At 65.5% G+C, this 24,657-nt stretch carries 23 protein-coding genes and 1 pseudogene; 8 read left to right on the top strand and 16 right to left on the bottom strand.

The window, feature by feature from the left end; translation table 11 throughout:
- Positions 1–107: 107 nt before the first annotated feature.
- The 5 genes from AWB78_RS08215 to amaB form a co-directional block, all read right to left on the bottom strand.
- Positions 108–1,025, bottom strand: coding sequence for a LysR family transcriptional regulator (locus AWB78_RS08215; RefSeq protein ID WP_062604073.1), 918 nt, complete (start codon positions 1,023–1,025; stop codon positions 108–110).
- Positions 1,026–1,041: 16 nt separating this feature from the next.
- A complete protein-coding gene (locus tag AWB78_RS08220) occupies positions 1,042–1,428 on the bottom strand; it encodes a PaaI family thioesterase (protein WP_062604074.1) in 387 nt (128 codons plus the stop codon).
- 318 nt (positions 1,429–1,746) lie between these two features.
- Positions 1,747–1,938: a hypothetical protein gene (locus tag AWB78_RS08225; RefSeq protein WP_062604075.1), complete on the bottom strand. Its 192-nt coding sequence runs from the start codon at positions 1,936–1,938 to the stop codon at positions 1,747–1,749.
- Between the two features lie 262 nt (positions 1,939–2,200).
- Complete coding sequence (locus tag AWB78_RS08230) at positions 2,201–3,373, bottom strand: NAD(P)/FAD-dependent oxidoreductase (RefSeq protein WP_062604076.1); 1,173 nt, start codon at positions 3,371–3,373, stop codon at positions 2,201–2,203.
- Positions 3,374–3,395: 22 nt separating this feature from the next.
- Positions 3,396–4,895 carry an L-piperidine-6-carboxylate dehydrogenase gene (gene amaB, locus AWB78_RS08235; RefSeq protein WP_062604077.1) on the bottom strand — a complete coding sequence of 500 codons (1,500 nt, stop codon included), beginning with the start codon at positions 4,893–4,895 and terminating at the stop codon, positions 3,396–3,398.
- A 236-nt stretch (positions 4,896–5,131) separates the two neighbouring features.
- On the opposite strand from amaB, the gene AWB78_RS08240 reads away from it, so the two are divergent.
- Entirely contained in the window at positions 5,132–5,755 is a 624-nt protein-coding gene (locus AWB78_RS08240) for a helix-turn-helix domain-containing protein (protein WP_062604078.1), read from the top strand.
- Positions 5,756–5,795: 40 nt separating this feature from the next.
- Here AWB78_RS08240 and AWB78_RS08245 read toward each other — a convergent pair whose 3' ends face one another.
- From AWB78_RS08245 to AWB78_RS08275, 7 genes are all read right to left on the bottom strand, one after another.
- A complete protein-coding gene (locus tag AWB78_RS08245) occupies positions 5,796–6,074 on the bottom strand; it encodes a type II toxin-antitoxin system RelE/ParE family toxin (RefSeq protein WP_062604079.1) in 279 nt (92 codons plus the stop codon).
- Complete coding sequence (gene relB, locus AWB78_RS08250) at positions 6,074–6,289, bottom strand: type II toxin-antitoxin system RelB family antitoxin (protein WP_198399238.1); 216 nt, start codon at positions 6,287–6,289, stop codon at positions 6,074–6,076. The genes AWB78_RS08245 and relB overlap by 1 nt, the downstream gene beginning before the upstream one ends.
- 81 nt (positions 6,290–6,370) lie before the next feature.
- Positions 6,371–7,243, bottom strand: a complete 873-nt coding sequence (locus AWB78_RS08255) for an IclR family transcriptional regulator (protein ID WP_062604080.1) — start codon at positions 7,241–7,243, stop codon at positions 6,371–6,373.
- A 70-nt stretch (positions 7,244–7,313) separates the two neighbouring features.
- Positions 7,314–8,138 carry a sugar phosphate isomerase/epimerase family protein gene (locus AWB78_RS08260; RefSeq protein ID WP_062604081.1) on the bottom strand — a complete coding sequence of 275 codons (825 nt, stop codon included), beginning with the start codon at positions 8,136–8,138 and terminating at the stop codon, positions 7,314–7,316.
- 14 nt (positions 8,139–8,152) lie between these two features.
- Positions 8,153–8,764 carry an NIPSNAP family protein gene (locus AWB78_RS08265; protein WP_062604082.1) on the bottom strand — a complete coding sequence of 204 codons (612 nt, stop codon included), beginning with the start codon at positions 8,762–8,764 and terminating at the stop codon, positions 8,153–8,155.
- A complete protein-coding gene (locus tag AWB78_RS08270; protein WP_062604083.1) occupies positions 8,761–10,518 on the bottom strand; it encodes an FAD-dependent oxidoreductase in 1,758 nt (585 codons plus the stop codon). The genes AWB78_RS08265 and AWB78_RS08270 overlap by 4 nt, the downstream gene beginning before the upstream one ends.
- The gene (locus AWB78_RS08275) at positions 10,515–12,314 is read right to left on the bottom strand and encodes an FAD-dependent oxidoreductase (RefSeq protein ID WP_062604084.1); all 1,800 of its coding nucleotides are present in this window, start codon (positions 12,312–12,314) and stop codon (positions 10,515–10,517) included. The genes AWB78_RS08270 and AWB78_RS08275 overlap by 4 nt, the downstream gene beginning before the upstream one ends.
- Positions 12,315–12,524: 210 nt before the next feature.
- On the opposite strand from AWB78_RS08275, the gene AWB78_RS08280 reads away from it, so the two are divergent.
- The 5 genes from AWB78_RS08280 to AWB78_RS08300 all read left to right on the top strand — a co-directional run bounded on the left by AWB78_RS08280 (position 12,525) and on the right by AWB78_RS08300 (position 17,837).
- Positions 12,525–14,243, top strand: coding sequence for a SulP family inorganic anion transporter (locus tag AWB78_RS08280; RefSeq protein WP_062604085.1), 1,719 nt, complete (start codon positions 12,525–12,527; stop codon positions 14,241–14,243).
- 196 nt (positions 14,244–14,439) lie between these two features.
- Complete coding sequence (locus AWB78_RS08285) at positions 14,440–15,267, top strand: shikimate dehydrogenase family protein (RefSeq protein ID WP_062604086.1); 828 nt, start codon at positions 14,440–14,442, stop codon at positions 15,265–15,267.
- 273 nt (positions 15,268–15,540) lie between these two features.
- Positions 15,541–16,005: a hypothetical protein gene (locus AWB78_RS08290; protein WP_062604087.1), complete on the top strand. Its 465-nt coding sequence runs from the start codon at positions 15,541–15,543 to the stop codon at positions 16,003–16,005.
- 271 nt (positions 16,006–16,276) lie between these two features.
- Positions 16,277–17,155 carry an alpha/beta fold hydrolase gene (locus AWB78_RS08295; protein ID WP_062604088.1) on the top strand — a complete coding sequence of 293 codons (879 nt, stop codon included), beginning with the start codon at positions 16,277–16,279 and terminating at the stop codon, positions 17,153–17,155.
- A 199-nt stretch (positions 17,156–17,354) separates the two neighbouring features.
- A complete protein-coding gene (locus AWB78_RS08300; protein WP_062604089.1) occupies positions 17,355–17,837 on the top strand; it encodes a hypothetical protein in 483 nt (160 codons plus the stop codon).
- A 3-nt stretch (positions 17,838–17,840) separates the two neighbouring features.
- Here the strand turns inward: AWB78_RS08300 and AWB78_RS08305 are convergent, their stop codons facing one another.
- Together AWB78_RS08305 and AWB78_RS08310 are read right to left on the bottom strand one after the other, a co-directional pair.
- Positions 17,841–19,169, bottom strand: a complete 1,329-nt coding sequence (locus AWB78_RS08305; RefSeq protein ID WP_062604090.1) for an MFS transporter — start codon at positions 19,167–19,169, stop codon at positions 17,841–17,843.
- 111 nt (positions 19,170–19,280) lie between these two features.
- Complete coding sequence (locus AWB78_RS08310) at positions 19,281–20,240, bottom strand: MBL fold metallo-hydrolase (protein WP_062604091.1); 960 nt, start codon at positions 20,238–20,240, stop codon at positions 19,281–19,283.
- On the opposite strand from AWB78_RS08310, the pseudogene AWB78_RS48240 reads away from it, so the two are divergent.
- Positions 20,122–21,971 (top strand): annotated as a pseudogene (locus tag AWB78_RS48240) (IclR family transcriptional regulator). The gene AWB78_RS08310 and the pseudogene AWB78_RS48240 sit on opposite strands and share 119 nt — an antisense overlap.
- On the opposite strand, the gene pdxY reads toward AWB78_RS48240, so the two are convergent.
- Positions 21,968–22,849 (bottom strand): pyridoxal kinase PdxY, encoded by an 882-nt coding sequence (pdxY, locus tag AWB78_RS08325; RefSeq protein ID WP_062604093.1) that lies wholly within the window; start codon positions 22,847–22,849, stop codon positions 21,968–21,970. The pseudogene AWB78_RS48240 and the gene pdxY overlap by 4 nt on opposite strands.
- A gap of 28 nt (positions 22,850–22,877) precedes the next feature.
- A complete protein-coding gene (locus tag AWB78_RS46370) occupies positions 22,878–23,270 on the bottom strand; it encodes a hypothetical protein (protein ID WP_157697437.1) in 393 nt (130 codons plus the stop codon).
- A 96-nt stretch (positions 23,271–23,366) separates the two neighbouring features.
- Between AWB78_RS46370 and glgC the strand changes: the two genes are divergently transcribed.
- Complete coding sequence (gene glgC / locus AWB78_RS08340; protein ID WP_062604096.1) at positions 23,367–24,641, top strand: glucose-1-phosphate adenylyltransferase; 1,275 nt, start codon at positions 23,367–23,369, stop codon at positions 24,639–24,641.
- Positions 24,642–24,657 lie beyond the last annotated feature (16 nt).

The following is a 24,657-nucleotide window of genomic DNA, read 5'->3' on the forward strand; positions in this document are numbered from 1 at the left end:
AAATTTGTACTGTGGAGACAAGCTTATTGGCGAACGCTCGGGTGCGTCCAACCGCATTTCGGCAAGCATCGTTCGCCAAACGCGAACGCTCGCGGGGTTTTCGAAAGCTAGACGCGCGCTTCGACGGTCCGCAGATGATCGAACAGCAGGCGGCTCACGGGCGAAAGCGCCTCCGAATCGCGCACGACGATCACGAGGCTGCGCGCGGCCCATTCCTCGTCGAGCGGCACGGCGGCAAGCCCGAGCTGACGCCCCATCGCCTCGAAAACCTGCAGCGGCAGCACGCCGACGCCCATGCCCGCCTGCACCATGCGGCACACGGCATCGAAGCCAGGCACGTGGATGCGCAGCCGCAGCGCGCGGCCCGCCTGACGCGCGGCGAGATGCGTACGCATGTTGATCGAGCTCGCCGAATGCAGGCCGATGTGGTCGAAGTCGAGCGTGTCCGCGAACGCGACGCTCGCCCGATGCGCGAGCGGATGATCGCCGGGCGTCACGATGCAAAGCCGGTCGTGCCGGTAATGCGCGGACTCGAGGCCGCGCGTGTCGGCGTCGCCGGAACAGATGCCCAGATCGACGAGACTGTCGGCCACGCCATCGACGATGCCGCCGCTCGGCCGCTCTTCGAGATCGATCTTGATCTGGTCGTGCACGGAGATGAACGCGCGCAAGTCCTCCGGCAGGAATTCGACGATCGCGGAGAGGTTCGCCATCATCCGCACATAGCCGCGCACGCCGCTCGCGTGCTCCGCCAGTTCGATGCCGATGTTCTCGACATCGCGCAACACGCGCCGCGCATGATGCAGCAGCGTTTCGCCCGCCGGCGTGAGGTCCATCCCGCGTGCCTTGCGCTCGAAGAGCACGGCGCCCACGGCCTGCTCCAGTTCGAGCAGCCGCTTGCTCGCCGCGGAGACCGCGATCGCCTCGCGCTCCGCCGCGCGCGTGAGTGTGCCTTCCTCGAACACGGCGAGAAACAGTTGCAGCGTCGTGAGATCGAGACGCCTGAGCAGATTTCGGGTGGCCATCGTCGGAGGTGCCCGCTCAGCGCGCGTACTTGAACGTGCCTTGCGCGCTCGCGATCATCACGCGGTCGTCGACCCATGCCTCGCCGCGCGCGAAGTAGACGGAGCGCCCCTGCCGTTCGAGAAAACCCTTCGCGACGACCTTGTCGCCGATGCCGCGATCGAGATAGTTCACCGTGAGCGAAAGCGTGAAGCCGTGCACGGGCGCGGCGCCCGTCGTGAAAAGGCCCGCGTAGCCGCAGGCCGCGTCGAGCAGCGTGGCGATCGCGCCGCCTTGCAGGATGCGCTGCCGGTTCAGATGACCCGCGTGTATCGGCATCGTGAACTCGGCGTAGCCCGCGCGCCACTCCGTGAAGATCGCGCCGAGCGCTTCGAGAAACGGATTGTCCAGATCCAGATTCGCCACCTTTGCTCCTGATAAGCCTGCGTTGCGAGCGATTGTGCCATCGACGGACGCGGGCTGCCGGGCGGATCGGAATGCGCAAAATGCGCCGCGCAATTGAAAAACCCGCACGCGGCGGGTTCATTTGCGTCGAGGCAATCGCCAGGATCGCCAAGCCGTTCTCTGTTTGACAGCGCACACAAACTTCGCATCGCCGGTCGAATTTCACCGGCGCGGCGCGTTTCATGAAGTGCGGTCATGAATCGCGCGATACGTCTTTATGTGCGCGTTTAGTGCAACATGACAGACCGTGTCACGCGCGCAACACCTGCTTTAAGGCATTCAGTTATATCCGCGAATCACACAGGAGTTTTTTTCCTCTTCGGTTTTTCCGAAACGTCCGCAAATCTCCGCGACATACTCGGGTGCGGCGGATACCTGGCTGGAGAGGTGCGACACGGGCACACTCGTGTCGTGAGGCATTTCGCCGTCGTCGATCCAGGCATAGAAATGTGCGCTCGTATTGGCTTCCATGTTTTGTCTCCTTTAGGTTGAAGCGCGAGAAGCGTCTGATGGTTCCAGAATGCGCTTATCGAAAGCCGCTGGCCCTAGTGGATTTCATTAATGGACGCAGCGCGAACGCATGGCGATGATGATAAGAATGCCCGTTCGAAACGCAAACCGGAGCGGTGTCAATCCGCTTATCTCTCTTCCCAGCGAAAAAAATGCCCGGTCTGCGGCCGGGCTGACTTAAATCATCGATTAGGGAAAGCGGGATTCGTAAGTCTTCTATCAGTTATACGACATTCTTTTCCACGATCGGCCTGCCTTCCAATACGCGCGTCCAGTCGAGCGGCGATAAATCGAGCGTTTCGTAACGTCCGCGCAAAATCAGTTCGCTCACGCCGCGCCCCGTTGCCGGGCCTTGCTGCAGGCCGTGTCCGCTGAATCCATTCGCGAAGATGCAATTAGCGATGTCCGGGTGATACCCGATGATCGCGTTCTGGTCGAGTACGTTGTATTCGTAATAGCCGGACCAGCAGCGTTCGACGCGCAACGCCTCGAATGCCGGCACGCGATGCGCGAGGGTAGGCCAGATCACGTCGTCGAACAGCGCGTGGTCGACTTCGTCGAGCGGCAGGTCGTCGGGATCGTTGTCCGCCGAGGGCGATGTGCCGCAAATATAGGTGCGCCCTTCGGGGCGGAAATAGACGCCGCTCGGATCGATCAGCAAAGGCGCACGTTCGAGCTTCGCCGGCGACGACACGTTGAAGATGCTGCGGCGGCGCGCGTACACCGGAATGTCGATGCCGAGCATCGCCGCGATCGAACGCGACCACGCGCCCGCCGCGTTCACGACGACATCGCACGCATAGGTCTCGCCGTTGGACGCGCGCACGGCTGTCGCGCGGCGCCCGTCGCGCTCGATGCCGATCACATCCGTCGCCACATAACGCGCGCCGAGCGATTGCGCCTTGCGACGCAACGCCTGCACGAGACCGTAGCCGTCGAACCAGCCTTCGCCGCTTTCGCCGAACGTGCCGGCCGCCAGATCTTCCGCGTTGAGCCACGGAAAGCGCGCCTGCAACTGCGCGCGATCGAGCAGGCTGATATCCGCGCCGAGCTCGCGTTGCAGCGCGTGGTTCTCGCGCAGCGTCGCGGCGCCCGGTGCGGTCGCGAGGAAGAGATAGCCGCCTTCATGCAGATCGATCGACGGGCGTTCGCCGTTCACTTCGAGCCGCTCGCCGATCGAGCGCAGGAACTCGATGCCGAAGAGCGACATGCGCACCGAAAGCGGTGTCGAGAACTGCTGCCGGATCGACGCCGCCGACAGCGCCGACGACGAGCGCGCGTAAGTCGGATCGCGCTCGATGACCGTCACTTGCACGGTCGGGTCCGACAGACGCAGAAAATACGCGACCGAGCTGCCGATCACGCCGCCACCCACGATCACCACTTGAGAAGCCACGCCGCCTCCGGACCGTTGTGCTTCAGCCGAGATTGAAGTCGATGCCCTGCGCGAGCGGCAATTCCGACGAGTAGTTGATCGTGTTGGTCGCGCGGCGCATATAGGCTTTCCACGCATCCGAGCCCGATTCGCGTCCGCCGCCCGTTTCCTTTTCGCCGCCGAATGCCCCGCCGATCTCCGCGCCGCTCGGCCCGATGTTCACGTTCGCGATGCCGCAATCGCTGCCCGACGCCGACAGGAAGCGCTCCGCCTCGCGCAGATCGGTCGTGAACGCGCACGACGACAAGCCATGCGCGGCTGCGTTGTTCGCGGCGATGGCTTCGTCGAAATCGGAATAACGCATCACGTAGAGAATCGGTGCGAAGGTTTCCTTCAGCACGACTTCCGTCTGCGACGGCATTTCGACGAGCGCCGGGCGCACGTAGTAGCCGTTTTCGCTGCCCTTCACGCTGACACGCTCGCCGCCGAATACCTTGCCGCCCTCGCCCTTTGCCTGCTCGAGCGCGTCCTGCATGCGCGCGAACGCTTGAACATCGATGAGCGGCCCCATCAGCACGCCCGGCTCCAGCGGATTGCCGACGGGCACTTTCGCGTAGAGATCCTTCAGGCGCGAGACCGTTTCGTCGTAGATGCTGTCATGCACGAAAAGACGCCGCAGCGACGTGCAGCGCTGCCCCGCCGTGCCGACCGCCGAAAACAGGATGCCGCGCAGCGCGAGATCGCGATTGGCCGTCTGCGACACGATGCCCGCGTTGTTGCCGCCCAGCTCCAGAATCGAGCGGCCGAAGCGCTCCGCCACCGCGACGCCGACCTTGCGGCCCATTGCCGTGCTGCCCGTCGCGCTGACGATGTCCGAGCGCTTGTCCGCGACGAGCGCCGCGCCGACGTCGCGCCCGCCGATGATTACCGAGGCGAGGCCCGCCGGCGCGGAACCGAATTCGTCGATGGCATCGCGCAGAATGCGGTCGACCGCGAGCGCGGTGAGCGGCGTCTTTTCGGACGGCTTCCACACGACGGCGTTGCCGCACACGAGCGCGAGCGCCGCGTTCCACGACCACACCGCGACCGGGAAATTGAACGCCGAGATGATCGTGCACACGCCGAACGGATGCCACGTCTCCGCCATGCGATGCCCGGGGCGCTCCGACGCGATCGTCAGGCCGTACAACTGGCGCGAGAGGCCGACGGCGAAATCGCAGATATCGATCATTTCCTGCACTTCGCCCAGGCCTTCCTGGAGAATCTTGCCCGCTTCCAGCGACACGAGGCGGCCGAGTGCCTCCTTCTTCTCGCGCAGCCGGTTGCCGAGCAGGCGCACGAGCTCGCCACGGCGCGGCGCGGGCACGTTGCGCCACGCGGTGAAGGCGCTGCGCGCGGCGCCGAGGGCGGCGTCGACATCGGCGGTGGTGTGCTGTTTCACCCGGCCGATGACTTCGCCCGTGATCGGCGAAGTGGCGACCATGTCGCCGTCGGTGACGAGGCTCGCGATGCCGAGGTCGGAAAGAATCGATTGTGCGTTCACGATGAAGTCCTTTCGATGCGGGTTCGTTCGTCTGAGCGAAAGTTTCTGATAAGAAACTTTCGTGAGTCAGGAGACTATACGCGCTGCCGTCGCCGCTCACAACAGCGGACTATATTGGGGTTGTCACCAATGCGTGCAGCCTTGCACGGCGGTAGATTCGGCTTGTTTCGAGGCTTTGCCCCGATCCCTTCGCGGGATTCACGCGATGTTATTATCGGAAACAAAACGCTTACCCTATGCCCAGCCTCAGCACGAAAAATTCGCCCGAACAATCCGCAGCCGATCTCGGACGCCGGGTGAAACGCGCGCGGCTCGCGCATGACCTGACGCTCGAGACGGCTAGCCGGATGTGCGGCGTGTCGCGCTCGGCGCTGTCGAAGATCGAGAACGGCTTGATGTCGCCGACTTTCGACGTGCTGCAGAAAATCGTGCGCGGCCTGCAGATCGATCTCGCCGAACTTTTCGGCACGGCGCCCGCGCCGAGCGCGAGCGGGCGGCGCGCGCTCACGCGCAAGGACGAAGGCCGGCGCCACGCGTATCGCGGCTATCAGATGGAACTGCTCGCCACCGAGCTCGCGCACAAGGCGATGCTGCCGTTTCGCATCCGCATCTCGGCGCATACGCTCGACGCCTTCGACGACTGGGGCCGCCACGAAGGCGAGGAGTTTCTCTATGTGATCAGCGGCAGCGTGTGCCTCTATTCGGAACTCTACGCGCCGACGCATCTGAACGCCGGCGACAGCATCTACTTCGACAGCCGCACCGGCCACGCGGCCATTTCGACGAGCGAAGAAGACGCCGAAGTGCTGTGGATGGCGACGGGCGGCGTGCCCGCGCCGGATGTGGTGGATGCGCAGTGACGGGTTCTATCGCGGGAAGGGACGCATCGGTCCGGAAACGTCATATGGGATATTGCCGTCGTGAATGCACGACACCCATCACTTGGATCCATCCGTCGACGATTTCATAGACAACGATGTAGTTCGGATGAGCGACGATCTCGCGCGTGCCGGCGACGCGTCCCGGACGAAAGAGGTAAGGATGAGTCCCGGCGGGAATGACAGCATTTTGGATTTGTTCGAATATATCGACCGCTGCCCACGCGCTGTCTTCGGCAATGTGATCGGTCAGTTCCTCAAGGTTGTTGAGCGCTTTGGTCGTCCATCGAATAGGCAGCATCACTTTCGCGCTTTCTCTTTTTCCTTGATTTTGGCCTGAAGCTTGTTGCGAATACGCGCCATCGCTTCATCGTGAGGGATGAGAGGACCGGGATTGTCGCGTGCAGCCTGAATCTTTTCCCGAAACCACTGGTCATAAGCTTCCGCTTCTTCGACAGTGGCGAATTCGGACACGATGGGATCGAGCGGGGTAGGCATTTCGAGTTCTCGTTTCATGATGAAAACCATCATAACGCAGCTATTTCCGCTGCGTCATCTCGGCCATTCGGCCAATCCGCGCCGGCTGTCGGCCCGTCATCAGACCGTGTTCACGCTCTTCGCTTTCGCCTTCCTCGCGGCCTTTTCAGCGGGCGCCGAAGCCGCCGCGTGGTCCTCGGGCTTCACCAGCGATCGCTTGAAATAAGGCGAGCTCAACGTGGCCGCGCCCATGTCCGACGCCGCTTCGAGCAGCGCCGGCGCGAGTTCCTTCAGCCGCGCCTCGGGCAGGCGGCTCGTCGGTCCGGCGAGACTCACCACGCCGACCACGACACCCGTCACCGGATGATGAATCGGCGCGGCCATCGATGTCATGCCGGCCTCGTACGTCTCGCTCGCGATGCCATAGCCGCGCTTGCGGGCGGCGTGCAGATCCGCGAGAAACTGCTGAATGGTTTTCGGCGCCTTCGGCCCGCCCTGCCCCGGCTTGCCGAGCCCGCCCTGCTTCGACACGAGCGCGAGCGCTTCTTCATCCGTCAGCGACGACAGCCACGCCTGCCCGCTCGCCGTGCAATGCAAGGGCGGCTGGCTGCCCATGTCGGGGTCATAGCGCAGGCCCGACTTCGCGCCCTGCGCCTTGCCGACGAACGTGATGTGATCGTCCTCGACGACACCCAGACGCGCCAGTTCGCCCGACTGCGCCGCGAGCCGGTCGAGCACCGGCTGCGACACGTCGAGCACGCCGCCCGTCGACAGATAGATGAGCGCGAGCGACACGAGCTTCAGCGCGAGCATGTACTCGCCGTGATCCTCGTCCTGCCGGACATAGCCTTCGTCGATCAGCATCGCGAGCAGGCGATGCGTGCCGCTGCGCGGAATGTTGAGCGTATCGGCGATGCTGGCGAGCTGCATGCGCCCGCCGTTTTTCGCCAGCAGCTCGATGATCGACAACGCCCGTTCCAGATTTCCCGCCATCTTTCAGTCTCTCGAAGTTCCGATTCTGAAATGAGAACACGATTCCAGCCCGGAATTCAACTGCCAGCGCTCAATGTTGCGCGTAGACCTCCTCCAGCACCGCGAGCGTGGCATCCCGCAGGCGCTTCGCACGCGTGAGCGCATCGGCGGTTTTCGCCCATGCGTTCATCGGCACTTCGATCGACAGCGGCAAGCCGTCCGGCAGCGCCCGCAGGATGCCGGCGAGATCCAGCCCGCCCTCGCCCGGAATCATGCGCTCGGCGCGCGCCTGATAGAGCAGCGTGTCGAGATCGGCGGGGCGCTCGGCGGGCGCGTCGCAGAACTGCACGTAGCCGAACCATTCGCGCGGCAGTTCGCGCAGCGTGTCCGTCGACGACCCGGCGCGGTCGAAGTGAATCGGATCGATGATGAGGCCCGTGTTCGCGCGCCCCGCCGCCCTCACGATGCGCGCGCCCTGCACGATGTCCTTCGCATCGGTCCAGGGCATCGGTTCGAGCGACGGCGACAGGCCATACGGCTTCGCCAGATCGCACAGCGCCGCGAGCCGTTCGGCCGTGCGCGCCTCGTCGGGATCGTTGCCCGCGACGAGCACGTAGCGCGCGCCCAGCTCGGCGGCGGTCGCGAGCATCGGTTCGTAATCGGCGACGTTCGTATCGGGCTTGAGGCGCAGGATTTCCGCATCGAGCACGCCGATGCCGGTGTCTCTGACGGCCGCGAGCGTTTCGTGCTTCAACGCCGTCGCGCCGATGATCTCGTGGCGCACTTCCGTATCGGTCGCGGGCAGAAGCCGCAGGCCGACGAAATCGTAACCCGCCTGCGCCGCGCACTCGACCATCTGCGGCGGCGTCAGTTCGAGCACCGTCAGCGCGGATAAAGACAGCTTGCGTCGTGACATCGCTGAGTCTCCGGTTAGCGCAGCGGCGAGAACGGCGCGGGCACGTAGATGGTCGATTCCATCGTCGTCAGATGAGCCGGTCCGCCCTTCGGTGGCCAGATGCCGTCCTTCACCGCTTCCGCGCGAATGCGCGAACGCTCGTCCACGCTCTTGTACGGCCAGATGTTCAGAAAGCGCGGCACGGTGCCGTCGAGCGCGTACATCGCGCCGATGAGCGGCGAGCGCTTCGTGCGCTCCGGCACGGCGTTCTTCCACGCGTCGATCGTGTGTTGCAGGCTCGCGAGCTTCGTGCCGTACACGCGCATCTCGTAGATGCCGCCGTGCTCCGCCGGTTCGATCGGCGGCAGGAACGGGAAGAGCGCGTAGCTGTTCACTTCGACATCGGTGATGAGTTCGCCGCAGCCGAACGGATTGCCTTCGAGCAGCAGGCGCTGGCGCTCTTTTATCAACGCCGCTTCCGATTCGAAGCCGCGCAGCACCATCACTTTACCCAACGCGCCGATGTCCGAATACCAGCAGCCGAGCAGCTTCGAGCCGGGCGCGTCGCCGCTCGCCTTGATGTTCTCGAAGACCTGCGCGTTCGCGCCGATCTTCACCGTCAACGTGACTGTGTCGTACAGAGTCATAGCAGAGTCCTTGCCTGTTTGATGTCCGAAAGATGTGTGATGTTTTCTTCGCGCGCCGGTTGCGCGGCCTGGGCCGGTTGCGCCAGTTCGAGGCCCGTGAGATAGCCGAAGGTCATCGCGGGTCCGAGCGTGATGCCGCCGGCGGGATAGTGTCCGCCCATCATGCTCGCGGCGTCGTTGCCGACCGCGTAGAGGCCGGGTATCGGCGCGTGCGATTCGTCGAGCACGCGCGAGCGCGCATCCGTCGAAAGACCGGCGAAGGTGCCGAGGCTGCCCGGCAGAATCTTCACCGCATGGAACGGGCCTTCGACGATCGGCGCGAGACACGGATTCGGCCCGTGCGATGCATCGCCCTGCACGCGGTTATAGGGCGTCGAACCTTTGTGGAATTGCGGATCGAAACCGTCTTTGGCATACGCGTTGTAAGTGGCGACGGTATCGGCCAGCCCGCGCGCGTCGATGCCGCATTGCTGCGCCAATGCGTCGAGCGTCGGCGCGGATTTCAGATAGCCCGAGCGTTCATACGGCCCGAGCGGAAACGGAAACGGCTTCGCGAATCCGAGCCCATAACGCCGCTGAAACCGATGGTCGCAGACGAGCCACGCGCACACTTCCTCGCCCGGCCGCGTTGTGCCGATGAGCGCGGAGATGAAGTCGTAATACGACGACGCCTCGTTCGTGAAGCGCCTGCCCGCGCGCGTCACGGCGATCACACCGGGCTTCGCGCGCTCGATGAGATGCGGAAACGCGACCGCATCGCCGCGGCCCTTCGGCACCAGCGACACCGGCGCCCACGCGGCGGGCGCTTCGAGCGACGCGTCGAAATGCGCGCCTGCCGCTTCGCCGAGGCGAATGCCGTCGCCGGTATTGCTTTTCGGCGCGGCGGACCAGTGCGGCGCGTAGGGAAAGGTCGCGGCCTGACGCTGCGCGTCGTGCGGATAACCGCCGCACGCGAGCACGACGCCGCGTCGCGCGCGCACTTCATGCATCACGCCTTCGATCTCGACACGCGCGCCCGTCACGCGATGCGCTTCGCGCGTGAGCGACACGGCCTTCGCCCGCGTGCGCAGATCGAGGCCACGATCGGCCGCCGATTTCAGCAGCCGCGCGACGAGCGCGTTGCCGTTCACGAGATGCATCGAGCGCCGATAGCGCAGCGTGTGCCACGCGAACGCGGCGAAGCGCTTCATCACGTGCCATGCGGATTTTGCGTTGCGCGTCGCGTTCAAAAAATGCGCGAGGTCCTGTCCCGACGCGATCGCCATGCCCTTGACCGTCACTTCGTCCAGGGGCGGGCGCAGTTTGCCGATGAGCGGACCGAGCTCGCGTCCATCGAACGGCATCGCGCAGACGGAGCGCCCGCCGGTGGCCGCGCCTTGCGTCGTGTGGAAATCGGGGATGCGATTGCCGTCGATGAAGCGCATCGACGTATTGCGCTCGAAGAATTCGACCATGCGCGGGCCGTGCTCGATGAGCGCATCGGCTTTGGCGGCGTCGAAATGCGCGCCGAGTTCGCTCTTCAGATACGTGCGCGGCGCGTCGTCATCTTCGACGATGCCCGCGCGCGTCGCGAGCGGACTGCGCGGAATCCACATCCAGCCGCCCGACCACGCGGTCGTGCCGCCGAACACGTCTTCCTTCTCGCAGACGAGCACGGACAAGCCTTGCGTCGCCGCCGTGACGGCCGTCGACAAACCGCCCGCGCCGGAGCCGAGCACGAGGACATCGCATTCGAGAATCGGTTCGTGCTTCATCTGGCGTGCGCGGGAGATTGGAGGTCGATCGGCAACGTGAGCGCTTCGTCGCGCGCGTCGGTGAGCGCCGCGCTCGACGGCTGTCTCGCGCGCGCCGCCGCATGCCGCGCCGCGAGATAGCCGAACGCGAGACCGGGCCCGAGCGTGATGCCGGGGCCGGGATAGACGCCGCCCATCACCGATTGCATGTCGTTGCCGCAGGCGTAGAGGCCGCCGATCGGCTGGTCGTCGCGATTCAGCACGCGCGCGTCGGTATCGGTGACGAGGCCGGTCGCCGCGCCGATATCGCCCGGATACAGCCGCACCGCATAGAAAGGCGCCTGGCCGATCGGACCGAGGCACTTGTTCGGGCCGGTCCAGCTGGCGTCGCCGTTGGCGTTCTGGTAGTCCGTCGTGCCGCGCTGAAAATCCGCGTCGACGCCCGTCTGCGCATAGCGATTGTTGCGCGCGACGCTGTCGGCGAGACCCGCCTTGTCGATGCCGAGCTTGCCCGCGAGTTCATCGAGCGTCCTGCCTTCGACGAGATAGCCATCGGCAAGAAACGGCGCGAGGCCCTTGCCGCCCGGGCGCACCATGCCAAGCCCGTATTTGCGCAGCCCTTCGGAGTCCGTGACGAGATACGCGGGCACAGCGGGCGCCGACTTGTTCGCTCGCTGCATCGCGATGCCGAAGAGGTGATACGACGTGTTCTCGTTGAGAAACCGCTTGCCGGTTTTGTTCACGGTGATCATGCCCGGCTTGCCGCGATCCATGATGAAGTGCGGAAACACGGCGGTCGTGCCGTCGGCGCGCGTGCGCACGGAGACCGGCGCCCAGAACGCGTTCGACAGCGCGCCTTCACCGAAGCGCGCGCCCGCCGCGAGGGCGAGATCCTGCGCGTTTCCGGTGTGGCCGGGCGCGCCGGGGCACCACGCGGGATCGGCGCCCGGCAGCATCTCGCCGCGACGCGTCGAATGCCGATTGAATCCGCCGCTCGCGAGAATCACGCCGCCCTTCACGGCGACGCGCCGCCGCTCGTTGACACAACTGAGCGTCACGCCTTCGATGCCGTTCGCGCCCGTATGCACGGCTTCGACCTTCGTGCCCGTCAGCACCGTGACGCCGCGCTGCAGCAGCGAATACAGCAGGCGTCCGATCAGCGCGTTGCCCATCACGAGCCGCGTGCCGCGAGGCGAACTCAGGCGGTCGCGCGCGTGACGCGCGAGGAGCTTCGCGGCGTGTCCGAACGATGCGAACGATTTCGTCATGTTGAGCAGATGCCCGACGTCGTCGCGGTCCACCATCATGCCGCCGAGCACGGTGAATTCGGGAATCGGCGGACGGATCAGAGAAAACGCGCGGCCGAGCTTGCGGCCGTCGAAGGGCAGCGGCTCCAGCGCGCGGCCGCGCAGCGTCGAGCCTTCGACTTCGGACAAATAGTCCGGATGAAACGGGCGCGCGCGATATTTCACCTCGGAATTCGCTTCGATATGCGCGACCGCCTTCGGCCCTGCTTCCAGAAACGCTTTTCGCATCGCCGCGCTGCTGTGTCCGCCAACGGCGCGGTTCAGAAAGCCCTCGGCGATCGCGGAAGTATCGTCGCGATTGACGCTCGCCGCGTGCATCGACGCCGGAATCCACGTCGTGCCCGCCGAGAAGGCCGTCGTGCCGCCCACGTATTCCGTGCTTTCGACGAGCAGCACGCGCGCGCCGTCGATCGCCGCGACGAGCGCCGCCGACATACCCGCGCCGCCCGCGCCGATCACCACTACATCGAACGTTTCGTTCTGCCCCAGTTTGTCCAGTGTCTCCGCCATCCGTCCGCTCCGTCTCGTTCGCGCCGCCGTTTCTCCGACGATGCGAAATTCGTGTTTCCTGTAGAACTCGCTTTGATAGTGGAATGCTATTCTAAAACAACGATCGAAGCCAAGCTCTTTTTTGAGACCGCTGTCGCTAGGGCGAACCGAGTCTTGGCATCGCCTGTTCATTGGGGCACGATTCGCTTCTTCAGGAACACGGTGTCACGCATGCAAGATTCGACTCGAACGCCGGCCGTGAGCACGCGGCTTCTCAAAGGCATCCTTCCGATCGACCGGGCCGCGGCGTTGCGCGATGCGCTCGCCGGCGTCTCGCTCGCGTCGATGGATATCCCGCAGGTGCTCGGCTATGCGCGCATCGCCGGCATGCCCGCGGTGACGGGGCTTTACACCGCGTTCCTGCCGCTCCTCGCGTTCGCGCTCTTCGGCGCGTCGCGGCATCTCGTCGTCGCGGCCGACTCCGCCACCGCGACGATCTTCGCGAGCAAGGTTTCGTCGATGTCCGCGATGGGCAGCCCCGAATACGTCGCGCTCGCGGGCATGGTCGCGCTGCAGACCGCCGCGCTCCTGCTGCTCGCGCGGCTCTTCAAGCTCGGCTTTCTGGCCGATTTTCTGTCGCGCACGGTGCTCGTCGGTTTTCTTGCGGGCGTGGGCGTGCAAGTGGCGATCGCGATGCTCGGCGATCTGTTCGGCATGACGGTGCCGTATCCGTCGTCACGCAGCCTCGCGCAGCTCCTGTACGTCATCGAACACGCGATGCACGCGCACGGGCCGACGCTCATGCTCGCGCTCGGCGTGATCGTCGCGATCCTCGGCTGCAAGCGCTTCGCGCCGCGCTTTCCGATGCCGCTCGTCGCGGTGATCGGCAGCATCGCCGCGAGCAGCATGTTCGACTTCGCCGCGCACGGCATATCGGTGCTCGGCGCGATCGAAGGCGGCTTGCCTCCGATACGCTTTCCCGATGTCACGTGGCAGCAGTTTCTCGACCTCGTGCCCGTCGCGGCCTCGTGCTTCGTGATGATCATCGCGCAGAGCGCGGCGGCGTCGCGCGTGTTCGCGCAGCAGTATCGGGAGGACGTCGATACCAACAGCGATATCCTCGGCCTCGCGGCAGCCAACGCGGCGGCGGCCGTGAGCGGCACCTTCGTCGTCAACGGCAGCCCGACGCAAACCGCGATGGCCGAGCGCGCCGGCACGCGCAGCCAGTTCGGACAGCTCGTTTTCGCGGCGGTCGTCGCGATCGTGCTGCTGTTTCTGAGCGCTTATCTGCGCTATCTGCCGCATTGCGTGCTGGCGGCGATCGTCTTCACGATCGCGCTCGGTCTCATCAACCTGCAAAGCCTCTCGGACATTCGCGCCGAGAGCCCGGGCGAGTTCATGCTCGCGCTCGTCACGGCCGGCGCCGTCGTGCTGGTGGGCGTCGAGCACGGCATTCTGCTCGCGGTCGCGCTGTCGCTCATGCGGCACGTGCGCCACAGCTACCATCCGCACACGATGGTGCTCACGCCCGTCGAGCCCGGCAAACCCTGGCAGTTCACGCCGACGAAACCCGGCGCGATGACCGCGCCGGATCTGATCGTCTACCGCTTCGGCGCGGACCTGTTCTACGCGAACGATCACTTCTTCGCGGCGGAAGTGACGCAGCTCGTCGATTCCGCGCCGGACGGCTTGCGCCATCTCATCGTCGATGCGGGCGCGATCACCGATCTCGATTATTCCGCCGCCCGCACGATCGGCGAGCTGATGGAGACGCTGCGCCGACGCGGCGTCGCCGTGAAGTTCGGGCGCGTGAACCGTTTTCTGCGCAGCGACATGGACCGGCACGGGCTCACGCCAGTGCTGGGGGCCTCGAATGTATTCGAGACGCTTCACGAGGCGCTGGCGGCTGCCGGCGCGGCTCCGGTGATGCATGAACCGGACGTGCTTTGACACGCGCGCGGAAGTCCGGCCGTGGCGCTGCAAAGCGGTTTGGGTCGGTGCTCCTGCGCCTGCAGCTTTTGCGGGGGTAGAAATCATTGACCGTTAGTTGCTTGGCGGTGGATTCAATTTTGTTGAACACTATTCCATTTTCAACTAGCATTCACCAACCGGACTTCACAAATTTTTTCAGGAGGCAATCGACGCAATGGCGCAGGACACTTCTTTTTCCGCATCGCTCGATGCGGGCTTGAGCGGCGCGACCCGCGTGTACTTCATCGTCGGCGATCCGATCGCGCAGGTGCGCTCGCCGTCCGGCGTGACGGCGGCGCTGCGCGCGGCGGGCCGCGACGCGATCGTGATTCCGGCGCACGTCGCGCCCGACGATCTCGGTGCGTTCTTCGCGGGCATCGCACGTCTTCAGAACTGCGACGGCGTGATCATCACGGTGCCGCACAAGTTCAGCGCGACCGGCTACTGCGCATCGCTGACCGATGAAGGCGCGTTTCTCGGCGCGGTCAACATGCTCAAGCGCAATGCGGACGGCACCTGGCACGGCGGCGCATCGGACGGCATCGGCATGGTCGCGGCGCTGCGCGATGCGGGCTGCGAACCCGAAGGCAAACGCGCGCTCCTGATCGGCGCGGGCGGCGCGGGCTCGGCGATCGGTCACGCGCTCGTCGATGCGGGCGTCGCGTCGCTCGCCATCCGCGATTTCGATGCCGCGCGCACCGGCGCCCTCGCCTCGCGCCTAGCCGCGCTGGGCCGCGGCGCGGTGGGCGTCGCCGACGATGCGCCGGCCGAAACCTACGACCTCATCGTGAACGCGTCGCCGGCCGGCATGCGTCCCGGCGATCCCCTGCCGATCGACGTATCGCGCCTTTCCCCGACGACCTTCGTCGGCGATGTCGTGACCAAGCCGCCGCTCACGCCCTTCATCGAGGCGGCCCGCGCACGCGGCTGCGCGACCGTCACCGGCACGCAGATGTTCGCGCGCGTATGCGATGCGATCGTCGCCTATCTGCTGAAGGACTGACGACGCGGATCGATTTGCCGCGGCCTGAATCGGAGGAATCTGGTTCCATCGCGGCGCGCATTCGTTCAAGATTCCGGCGCGCTTCGCGTCCCTCGCGAAGCGCGCCGGCATTCCGGTTCCGAACCGAATCGCCAACGAGCGCCGCCCTCTTACGGGCGGCGTTTTTTTGCGGCGGCATTTCCGGGCACGCCGGCGTGAGCGCGCGAGGCTTTCACATCGCGCGCACGCATCGAGGGCCAATGAAACGCGTGCATTCGCACGCAAGAGGCTGGAATGAAACTGGAACAACGCTTGATTCAACGCGCGGCGCGAGCGGGCGTCGCGGTCTTCGCATTCGCGATGCTCGGCGCGTGCGCGAGCGGTCCGGGCGCATCGGCGCCGCTGCCCGCAGACAGCACGCTCGCGACCGGCCGCATCGTCGGCAAACAATATCTGACGACGGTCTCGACGGGCGCGGCGCCCTCTTCCGGCCCGACGGTCGGCGTGGGCGGTGGCGGCATCGGCGGCAATGGCTGGAGCGGCGGCGGCGCGGGCGTCGGGCTGGGCTTCGATCTGACGAGCCTGTTCCAGAAGAGCCCCGAGCAAACGGCGAAGGTCTACCGCTACAGCGTCCAGATGAAGGACGGCTCGAAGCGCGACATCGACAGCACGCTCGATCTCAGCGACGGCGCATGCGTGACGACGATCGATTCCGGTCAGCCCGGCTATCCGCGACTGGCGAGCGCCGACGCCTGCTGATGACCGCGCGCGAGCATCATTCGATGATGAAACGCAGTGCTTCGAATCCTCGATTGTGCGCCGCGCACGGCTTTGCCATACTGAATCCAGTTGGCCTCGTCTCCTCAAGCGTCCGCTCTCGATTCACGAGCCCACAAGCGGACGCGCTCTCGCCGCCTCTTTCCGGGCGGCTTTTTTTTTGTGCGCGCGGCCTATTACCTTCGGGGTAATTGTCCGGCCCACTTCGTCCTGCGACGATGCACTCACACTGTTCATCGACAAGGAGACGGACATGGCCGCGCATCAGCATGGGGATCGGCATCGGGATCGCGCAGGAATCGCCCGCCCGGGTTTCATCGGCACGACTGACGGCGTCGAGCTTTTCTATCGCGACTGGCGTGACGACGGCGCGCCCCGCAACGGCAAGACGATCGTTTTTGTCGCCAGCTATTCGCTGCCGGGCGACATGTGGGCGTATCAGATGTTGCCGCTCACGCAACAGGGCTTTCGCTGCATCGCATTCGACCGGCGCGGCCACGGCCGTTCGAGCGATCCCGGCGGCGGCTACGACTACGACACCCTCGCGGACGATCTCGCCGCCGTCATCGACGCGCTCGATCTGTCCGATATCACGCTCGTCGGCTATTCGATGGGCGGCGCGGAAGCCGTGCGCTATCTGACGCGCCACGGCAGCGCGCGGGTCGCGCGCCTCGCGCTGATCGCATCGACCTTGCCGATGCTCGCGAAGACGCCGGACAATCCGGACGGCATCGATCGCGCTCATGTCGATGCCTTCCAGCACGACCTGCTGACCGACTATCCGCAATGGCTCGCCGAGAATGCGCGGCCGTTCGCCGGGCCGGAAGCGTCGGAGGCGATGATCGGCTGGATTCGCGAAATGGCCTTGCGCACGTCGCACCAGGCGCTCTTCGCGTGCAACGAAACGGTGAGCCGCGGCGATTTCCACAATGAGCTGCGCGACATCGACGTGCCGACGCTCATCGTGCAGGGCGACCGCGATGTGTCCAATCCGCTCGAACTGACTTCGCAGCGCACGGTGCGCCTGATTCCGGATGCGCGGCTCGTCGTTTATGAAGGCGCGCCGCATGGCGTCTTCCTGAGCGATGCGGCGCGGCTGACGGCGGATCTGGCAGCGTTTGCATCGGGGTGATGGAACGCCGTCTGTGGCAGCGGCTTAATATCGCCCGCTTCTATCGGACAAGCGCTGCGTCCTGACGCATGCCGAAACGCTCAGACCAATAGACGCTGCAGGAATCCGGGCGCACGGTAGCACTGCGAATTGACATCGATGCGCCGTCCATGAAAGCATCGCCGCGCAGTCATCCCTCTCTCCATCGGAGTCCACCGCGATGATCTTCCACGCATCCATTCCCGCCAATGATCCGAAGCACGTCGCGCAGGTGCTCGCCGAACTGTGGCAAGGCTTCGCCGCGCCCTTCTCGCCGTTTCCCGATGCATGGATGGCCGTCGCGGGCGACGATCGCGGCAGCATCATCGAGGTGTATCCGAGCGATCAGGTCATCACGCCGGGCGGCGGCCACGAGGAAAGCGTGAGCTACGGCGCGCAGACATCGAAGCGCCCGCAGTACAGCGCGTTCCACATGGCCATCGCGACGAAGCTGGGCGCGGACGAAGTCATCGCGATCGGCGAGCGCGAAGGCTGGCGCGCGGTGCACTGCACGCGCGGCAACGACTTCTTTCATGTGATCGAGCTCTGGATCGAAAACTCGACGATGCTCGAATTCCTCACGCCCGACATGCAGGCCGAATACCTCGCCTTCGCGACGCCCGAGAACTTCAAGGCGATGGCCGCGGCATCCACCGCGGCCTGACGCTCAGCGGGCGGAGCGCAGCCCGAACATCAGCGCGGCGCCGCTCGCGAAGAGCAGCAGGGAAAGCAGATGCACGGCGAGATCCATGCTGCCCGTCGCGGTGCGGATCTGGCCGATCACCCACGGGCTCACGATCCCGCTCGTGATCCCGATGCTGCTGATGAACGCGATGCCCGCCGCCGCGCTCTTGCCCGGCAGATGGCTCGCAGGCACGGCCCAGAAAATCGGCAGCGCGGCGAAGATCAGCGTGGCCGCGATCGAGAGGATCGCGAGCATCAGCGGAAAGCTCGGGAAGTGCAGCGTGAGCGCCGCGAGCGCGATGCCGCCGCCGATCGTGCAGCACGCGAAGTGCTTGCGCCGCTCGCCGACACGATCCGAATGGCGCGCGATGAAGATCAGCCCCACCGCGCCGATCGCGTTCGGCACGACGGTGTAGAGACTCACCGACATCACATCGGTGATGCCGAAATCGCGGATCATCAGCGGCATCCAGAAACTCAGCGTGAGCGACGCGCAGGTCAGCGAAAAGTAGATGAACGCGAAGAGATAGATGCGCGGATTGCGCAGCGCATCGAGCAGGCCGTGACGATCGTGCGCATCGGCGCTGTCTTTCGATTCGGAGCACAGCGCGACGAGGCGATCCTGTTCGGCTTGCGTGAGCCAGCGCGCATCGCGCGGCGAATCCACCAGCAGGCGCAGCGCGATGACGCCGAGCAGCACCGCGGGCGCGCCTTCGATCGCGAACATCCACTGCCAGCCGTGCAGGCCCATGACGCCCGCCATGTCGCGCATGATCCAGCCGGACACGAGGCCACCGAACACGCCCGCCACCGCGACGCCCGCGAAGAACACCGACATCACGCCCGCGCGCCGTTTCGCCGGAAACCAGTACGTCAGATAGAGCACGATGCCGGGAAAGAAGCCCGCCTCGAACACGCCGAGCAGGAAGCGCAGCAGATAGAAGTGGCCGGCCGTCGATACGAACATCATGCCGACGGAGGCCGCGCCCCACAGCAGCATGATGCGCGTGAAGGTGCGGCGCGCGCCGAACTTCGCGAGCAGCAGATTGCTCGGCACCTCGAAGAGCACATAGCCGACGTAGAACACGGCGGCGCCGAGGCCGTACATCGCATCGGAGAAGCCGAGATCGTGCTTCATCTGCAACTGCGCGAAGCCGATATTGATGCGATCCAGAAACGACACCACGTAGCACAGGAACAGGAACGGAATGATGCGCCACGCGACTTTGTGGAACAGCGCATCGTCCGACAGGGCGTGCTGCTCCGCGGCGGCGCTCGGGCTGAGCGCCGCCGTACCGATCGACTTCGACATGTCTCGCTCCAGATGGGCGTGAGAAGGCCGGCGTCTTGAGCGCGCCTTTTGCCTGAAGAGAAAAGAGAAGAAAGCGCGGCGCGTTTCAGTACGCGCCGCGCGAGACGAGGGTCAGTCCTGCAAGGCAGCCCACATGTCCTTGTCGCGCTGGGCCGTCCAGATGCGCGGATGCTTGATGCCGCTCGCTTCGTCGTAGGCGCGCGAGACGTCGAACGGCAGGCAGTGCTCGTAGATGAAGACGTGGCCGAACTTCGGATCCATCGACTTGCGCGTGTGCGCCATCGAGCCTTTCAGGTCGAGCTTGTCGGCGACGGCTTCGCGGCCCGCCTGCAGCAGCGTCGTGACGAAGTCCTTCGTGTAGTCGAGGCCCTTGTCCACTTCGGCCGGCGACAGCAGCGCGGGGCCGCGGCCCGGCACGAGCTTTTCCGCCTTCAACGCACGCAGCGCTTCGAGCGTCGCGGGCCATTCCTCGAGCTGCGCGTCGCCGCAATAGCAGGCGGCGTCGTATTCGACGAGATCGCCCGAGAACAGCACTTTCTGCGACGGCAGCCAGACGACCGTGTCGCCCTTCGTGTGGCCCGAGCCGAGATGCGCGATCTTCACTTCGAGCTTGCCGAGCCACAGCGTGATTTCCTTCTCGAAGACGAGCGTCGGCCACGTGAGGCCGGGCACTGTCTCCACACCAGCGAACAGACGCGGAAAGCGCTCGATCTCCGATTTCATGTCCTGCTCGCCGCGCTCGACGATCATTTCATATGTGCCGCGGCTCGCGATGACCTGCTGCGCGCCTTCCTCGAAATACGCCGACGCGCCGAGCACGCGCACCGCGTGGTAATGCGACAGCACGACGTACTTGATCGGCTTGTCGGTGACGCTGCGGATCTTCGCGATGAGGTCCTGCGCCATCGCGGGCGTGGCGGTCGTGTCGACGATCAACACGCCGTCATCGCCGATGATGACGCCGGAGTTCGGGTCGCCCTCCGCCGTGTATGCGTATGCGTTCTCGGAGAGCTGCGTGAAGGTGATCTTCTTCTCTTCCAGATCGGCCTGCGATGCGAATGCCTTTGCCATGGTCGTGTCTCGCTTCCATTCTCGTGGGGATGGGTGGATGATCGGCGCGGCGCCGATTTTTGTCAACAGCAAGCTCGCTTGCTATTTGCAAATTACGGGTAAATACCGAATCGCTTCATCGGAGGGTGCCGGCTCGGCTAACATCTGCCACTCGTTCACTTTCATCGATCGCGGAGTGCTCTTGGTTCATTCTGAATCCGGCGAAGAAAAAAAGCAGCGCGGCATCCAGAGCGTGGAAGTCGGGGCGCGTCTGCTCGCGGCGCTCGCCGCGCGACGCGAGCCGCTCGCGTTGAGCGCGCTTGCCGACGCCGCCGGACTGTCGACCGCGCAGGCGCACACGTACCTCGTGAGCCTCACGCGGCTCGGGCTCGTCAAACGCGACGCGCTCACCGGCAACTACGAGCCGGGCCCGCTTTCGCTCCGGCTCGGCCTGTTGAATCTGGAGCATCAGCCGGCATACCGCGCGGCCGCGCCGTGTGTATCGGCGCTCGCGCTCGCGACGGGCATGAGCGTCGCGGTGAGCGTCGCCGGGCCGCAGGGGCCGACCATCGTGCGCTACGAGCGCGGCGGACATCCGCTGCATGTGAATCTGCACGTCGGCACGGTGATGTCGCTTTCGGCGACGTCGACGGGCCGCGTGTTCCGCGCCTTCGACGACGAAGCTCGCGTCACCGCGATGCTCGCGCATCAGCAGGAAGCCGTCGCGCCCGACATGGCCGCGCGCATCGACGCGATCCGCGCGCGCGGCATCGAACGCAGCGTCGATGCGCCGAGTCCGGGCGTCAGCAGCATGAGCGTGCCGGTGTTCGACGGCGCGCATCGGATGCAGCTCGCGCTGACGGCCATCGGCCCGACGGGGCTGTGCGACGTCGGCTGGGAAGGCCCGCTCGCGCGCGCCTTGAGAGATGCCGCACGCGACATCACCGGACTGCTTTCATGACGACGTTCGAAGAAGACGCGAGGCCGCAGCGCGGCATCAACGCGCTCGACGCGACGGGCGAGCTCCTGCGCGCGCTGGTCGCGGCGGGCAGGCCGCTCACGCTGCGCGATCTCGCCGCCGCCGCCGGCATGCCGCCCGCGAAGGCGTTCGCGCATCTGGTGAGTCTCGTGAAGGTCGGCCTGCTCGCGCGCGACGACGCGGGTCTCTTCCACGCGGGTCAGTTGAGCCGCGAGCTCGGGCTCATCGCGCTGCAACGCCTTTCGCCGATCCGCGACGCCGAAGCGGAGATCGTCGCGCTGGCGGCGAGCACGTCGATGACGGTCGCTGCCGCCGCGCTCGGACCGCTCGGTCCGACCGTGATCCGGCTGGAGGAATCGGCGCGGCCGCAGCACGTGAGCTTGCGCGTGGGCACGGCGATGTCGCTCGTGAATACGGCGATCGGACGGGTGTACGCCGCGTATCTGCCCGCCGACATGCTCGCGAGCCTGATGGAGCAGGACGGCATCCGGCTCGCCGGAACGAAGGGCGCGAAGCCGGACCCGGCGCGCCTCGATGACATCAGGAAATGCGGCCTCGACACCGCCCTCGGCGCGCCGGTGCCCGGCATCCATACGCTGGCCGCGCCCGTGTTCGATCACACCGGCAGCGTGTGCCTCGTGATCGCGCTGATCGGCTCGGCGGGCGGCTTCGACAGCGCCGCGGACGGCCCGCTCGCGCGTGCGCTGCTCGCGGCGACACGGCGCTTGTCCTGGCGCTTCGGATGCATGGAAACGGGCGACGCAACGGCCTAGCTGCCCCTGACCAGTTCGGTGCCGGTCACGCGGATGGCGGGGAAACGGTCGGTGGGCTTCGCGATCTCGTCCTGCGACGCGACGATCTCCAGCTCATAGCGCCCCGCATCGTAAGTGGCCCTGACGACGGCATTGACCGCCGCGAGCGTGTGCTCGAGCGCGTTGCGCAGCGAATCGCCCTGCAAGGTGCGCGCGACGAACACCGCGCTCGTCAGATCGCCGACGCCCACCGGCTGCCGCGCGAACGGATAGAGCGGGCGCTGCGCGAACCATGCTTCGGTCGGCGTGACGGCGAGCATGTTGAAGGTGTCGGCGCGGCTGTTGCGATCGAGCAGATGCTTCACGAGCACGATGCGCGGCCCGCGCGCGATTACTTCCCGGCATGCGTCGACGGCTTCCTCCACTGTCTCGATGGTGCGCCCGACGAACTTCTCCAGCTCGACGTGGTTGGGCATGATCGCGTCGGCGATTCCGGGCATCGTCGTGACGAGGTAATCCTCGATGCCGGCCGCGACCGTGCAGCCGCCCGTCTGGCCCATCACCGGATCGCAGAAATAGAGCGCGCGCGGATTCACCGCCTTCACCATCTTCACGATCTCGACGACCGCGCGGCCCTGCTCCGGCGCGCCGAGATAGCCGGACAGCACCGCGTTGCAGCGCGCGAGCACGCCGATCGCGCCGATGCCTTCGATCACGTTCTGCAGTTCCTCGGCGTCGAACGCGCTGCCGGTCCAGCGGCCGTATTGCGTGTGATTCGAGAACTGCACGGTGTTGAGCGGCCAGACGTTGACGCCGAGACGCCGCATCGGGAAGACCGCCGCGCTGTTGCCCGCATGGCCGAACACCACATGCGATTGAATGCTCAGGACGTTGTTCATGTTCTGATTCCCGATGGATCGTGTCCGGTCAGGTGAAACGTTTGGCTTCGCGGAAGTCGTGCAGCGCAGCGCGCACGCCGCGTTCGTGGAAGACGGCCCGCGCTCGCCCCTTCACGCGCATGACAACCTTCGTATTGTGCCGCGCCTCGACGCACTGCGGCATGGCGTGCTCGTTATAAATTGCGCGGACGCGTTTTGTCGAGCAATGCGATCGATAGACGCCCAAAAGGTCGCGCGGCTGCAACACCGCGACGCTTTCACGCATCACGCGCGGCACGGCCGTTCGCGTTCGGCACGCGGCTTGCTCGATCCGCACCGGCCGATCCGCATGCAGCATCCGGCGAAAAAAACGAGCGACTTGAGTACACGAATTTGAACGCGCGCCGGATAATGCTTCAACGACGAAAACGCGCCGCGCCATCCTGGCCGCCGCGCCGCACGCATCGTACGAAACAGGCATACGAGGACGAACACACGGCAATACATCAATAGTCGCAGGTCAAATCAGGAGGCTGGCATGGAGACGCTGTCCAAGAATCGCACCGATTTGCAGAAGTCGACCCTCGCAATCGTTCTCGCCGGCGGGCGCGGCACCCGCCTCGGCCCGCTCACCGACAAGCGCGTGAAGCCGGCCGTTCACTTCGGCGGCAAGTACCGCATCATCGACTTCGCGCTGTCCAACTGCCTCAATTCCGGCATTCGCCGCATCGCCGTCGTCACGCAATACAAGGCGCACTCGCTCATCCGCCATCTGCAGCGCGGCTGGGGTTTCCTGCGCGGCGAGTTCAACGAGTTCATCGATATCTGGCCGGCGCAGCAGCGCGTCGATTCGAGCTGGTATCGCGGCACCGCCGACGCCGTGTACCAGAACCTCGACATCGTGCGCTCGATCGGGCCGGAGTTCGTCATCGTGCTGGCGGGCGACCACATCTACAAGATGGATTACACGCGCATGGTGCTCGACCATGTGGAGAGCGGCGCGGACTGCACGGTCGGCTGCATCGAGGTGCCGCGCATGGATGCGGTCGCGTTCGGCGTGATGCACGTCGATGAAAACCGCCGCGTCACCGACTTCCTCGAGAAGCCCGCCGATCCGCCCGCGATGCCCGGCAAGCCCGACATCGCGCTCGCGAGCATGGGCATCTACGTGTTCAGCGCGAAGTATCTCTACGACATGCTGCAGGAGAACATCGAGACGTCGAACACGGATCACGACTTCGGCAAGGACATCATTCCGCGCGTCGTGACGACGGGCAAAGCCATCGCGCATCCGTTCGGCATGTCGTGCGTGACGTCGAGCAGCGATCCCGAAGCGCCCGCGTACTGGCGCGACGTCGGCACCGTCGATGCGTACTGGGCCGCGAACCTCGATCTCGCATCGACGATTCCGGAGCTCGATTTGTATGACCGGAAATGGCCGATCTGGACCAACCAGGAACAACTGCCTCCCGGCAAGTTCGTGCGCGACCTTAACGGCCAGCAAGGCGCGATCACGAATCTGCTCGTGTGCGGCGGCTGTGTGATCTCGGGATCGCAGGTCTCGAAGTCGGTGTTTTCGTCGGCGGTGCGGGTGCACTCGTTCTGCAACATCAATGAGGCGGTCGTGCTGCCGCAGGTGACCATCGGGCCGAGTTGCCGGCTGCAGAAGGTCGTGATCGACCGCGGCTGCACGGTGCCCGAAGGGCTCGTGGTCGGCGAGGATCCGGACGACGACGCCGAGCGCTTCTTCCGCACGGAAACCGGCGTGACGCTCATCACGCGCGACGCGCTGGCGCGCTTGTCGCAGCGATAGACATCGACACCAAAAT

This window comes from Caballeronia calidae (assembly GCF_900044055.2).
Lineage (GTDB): Bacteria > Pseudomonadota > Gammaproteobacteria > Burkholderiales > Burkholderiaceae > Caballeronia > Caballeronia calidae.